The 1695-nt window shown below is 61.7% G+C and carries 1 protein-coding gene; it reads left to right on the top strand.

Going from position 1 to position 1695, the window contains the following annotated elements; genetic code table 11:
• Nucleotides 1-81: 81 nt before the first annotated feature.
• Nucleotides 82-1530 carry an IS1182 family transposase gene (locus tag PMI12_RS26015; RefSeq protein WP_007838622.1) on the top strand — a complete coding sequence of 483 codons (1449 nt, stop codon included), beginning with the start codon at nucleotides 82-84 and terminating at the stop codon, nucleotides 1528-1530.
• The last annotated feature ends 165 nt before the right edge of the window (nucleotides 1531-1695 follow it).

The raw sequence follows: 1695 nt of genomic DNA, 5'->3' as shown, positions 1-1695 counted from the left end.
CTGGCCGAGGCTGTGTGAAAAGACTTCCAGTCCCGCCCTTCAAAAAATAAAATCGATGCACCCGTTTCAAGCGAGGTGCCCATGAAGCGATTCATCGAAGGCGAAGATCGACAGCAGGTCGCGCTGTTGCCGGAATGTCTTGATGACTATATCGGCGAAGACAACCCGGTGCGAGTGGTCGACGCCTTCGTCGAGGAACTGGATCTTCAGGCACTCGGCTTCAAAGGCGCGGACCCAGCTGCCACCGGTCGGCCTGCGTACCACCCGGCGGTGCTTCTCAAGCTCTACATCTACGGCTACCTGAACCGCATCCAGTCCAGCCGACGCCTGGAACGCGAGGCCCAACGCAACGTCGAGTTGATGTGGCTCACTGGCCGGCTTGCCCCGGACTTCAAGACCATTGCCGACTTCCGTCACGACAACGGCGCGGGCATCCGCAACGTCTGCAAGCGTTTCGTGGGCATGTGTCGGGAGCTCAAGCTGTTCACGCAGGCCATCGTGGCCATTGATGGCAGCAAATTCAAGGCGGTCAACAGCCGGGACCGCAACGTCACGCCAGCCAAGATCGATGCGCGCCAGCGGCAGATCGAGCAGAGCATCCAGCGCTACCTCGACGCGCTGGAGACCGCCGACCGTACGCAGCCCGCGGAGGTCGAGGCCAAGACCGAGCGACTGCAGGACAAGATCAAGAGGTTGCGCGAGCAGATGCGCCAGCTCGATGAGACCAAGGAGCAACTGAAGCACGAGCCCGACGGCCAGCGCTCCACCACCGATCCCGACTCACGCTCGATGAACTCGCAGGCCAAGGGCTCGGGCCTGGTGGGCTACAACGTGCAAGCGGCAGTCGATGCCAAGCACCATCTGATCATTGCCCACGAGGTGACGAACATCGGCAATGACCGAGCCCAGCTGAGCAAGATGGCGCAGGCCGCGCGCGAGGCGATGGGTAAAAGCAGGCTGCGCGTCTTCGCTGACCGTGGGTACTTCAACGGCACTGAGCTCAAGGCCTGTGAAGACACGGGCATCGCGACTTACGTGCCCAAGCCGATGACCTCGGGCGCCAAGGCCCAGGGGCGCTTCGACAAGAGCGACTTCATCTACATCGCCAGGGATGACCAGTACCAGTGCCCAGCAGGCGAACGCGCAATCTATCGGTTCAACACGATCGAGAGGAATGGCCTGAACGCACGCGTCTACTGGACCAGTGCTTGCCCTCGTTGCTCCATGAAAGATGAGTGCACAACCAGCGACTACCGGCGCATCCGTCGATGGGAGCACGAACAGGTTCTGGAGCGCGTCCAGCGGCGGCTGGACAGGAAACTTGACGCCATGACCCTGCGACGACGCACTGTGGAGCACGTGTTCGGTACGCTGAAACACTGGATGGGGTCCACCCACTTCCTGACGAAGACGCTGGAGCACGTAAGCACCGAGATGAGCCTGCACGTGCTGGCGTACAACCTCAAGCGGGTGATGCGGATTCTGGGGATGGCGAAGACGATGAAGGCGATGCGGTTGGTGGGGCCGTGAGCCTCTCAAATGCGGCCTTACCGATATGCGGCGCCTCAGCACGTGCAAACGAGGTCACTCGCGACAATTCGCTTGCTGGGGGCATCGAGACCCATCAGGACACTCGCTAACGCGAGGGTCCGGCATACTGGGCGCGATGAGGGCGTTTCCACACAGCCTCGGCCG

The organism is Variovorax sp. CF313 (assembly GCF_000282635.1).
Classification (GTDB): domain Bacteria; phylum Pseudomonadota; class Gammaproteobacteria; order Burkholderiales; family Burkholderiaceae_C; genus Variovorax.
Note: the sequence above shows the minus strand (reverse complement) of the source record. Positions and strands in the feature narration are given on the sequence as shown.